Below are 1,138 nucleotides of genomic sequence, written 5' to 3'. Positions count from 1 at the left end.
CCATCAGGGACAGCGGATGTCAACGAAGACGTCGGCGGCAATCAGACCGTTCTGACGCTGGACGACACGGACGATGACGGCGAGACGATCGGCTACACCTTCGCGGATGCGCTGGCAGGATCGGATGGTTTGATCAGCGCCGACGGCAGGTTCAAGATCGTCGACAACCTGATCGTGACCAATGGTGCCGTTCCAGACGTGGCGGGCGATACGCCATTCACCTATTCGATCGTGGCGAACGACGGCTCGGGCACCGCGAACGCGACGTCGACCGGCGATGTCACGATCACCGTCAAGAACGTGAACAAGGCGCCCACCGCGCCGTCCGGAGCGGTGAACGTCAACGAGCGCACCGTCGCCAATATTCCCCTGGTGACGCTGGACGACAAGGACGACGACGGCGACACGATCGGCTACACGTTCGCCGACGCGCTCGAAGGATCGGATGGTCTGGTCAGCGCCGACGGCAAGTTCAAGATCGTCGACAACACCATCGTGACGAATGGTGCGATCGCCGATGTGACGCAGGATACCCCGTTCATCTATTCGATCGTGGCGAATGACGGCTCGGGCGCAGCGAACGCCACGGCGACCGGCAATGTCACGATCACGGTCAAGAACGTGAACAGGGCTCCGACGGCGCCGGCAGGGACTGCGAGCGTCGACGAGGGAACGGCGACAGGCCATCTGGTTTTGCAACTCGACGACAAGGATGATGATGGGGAGACGATCAGCTATACGTTTGCCGATCCTCTTGCCGGCTCGGGCGGATTGGTCAGCGCGGACGGCAAGTTCAAGATCGTCGACAACACGATCGTGACCAACGGCACGGTCGGCGAAGTCGCCAACAATCAACCCATCACCTATTCGATCTTGGCGAATGACGGTTCGGGCACCCCGAGCGCGATGTCGGCAGGCGATGTGACGATCACAATCAACGACATTCCGGTTGGAAACCGCGCTCCGACGACGCCGACAGGAACTGCCAACGTGAACGAGGGCGCTTCGAACGGGGAGGCGGTCCTGGCGCTCGACGACCGGGACGACGACGGGCAAACGATCACCTATTCGTTCGAGAACGCGCTCGCGGGTTCAGGCGGATTGATCAGTGCGGACGGCAAGTTCAAGTTCGTGGGCC

At 61.7% G+C, this 1,138-nt stretch carries 1 protein-coding gene; it reads left to right on the top strand.

Going from position 1 to position 1,138, the window contains the following annotated elements; translation table 11 throughout:
- Positions 1-1,138, top strand: a 1,138-nt coding sequence (locus AC1DT3_RS22110) for a hypothetical protein (RefSeq protein ID WP_477467320.1), incomplete at both ends; no start/stop codon positions are given.

The sequence above is a fragment of the Microvirga sp. P4_G7 genome (assembly GCF_056401005.1).
This window is presented reverse-complemented; position numbering and strand designations above follow the sequence as displayed.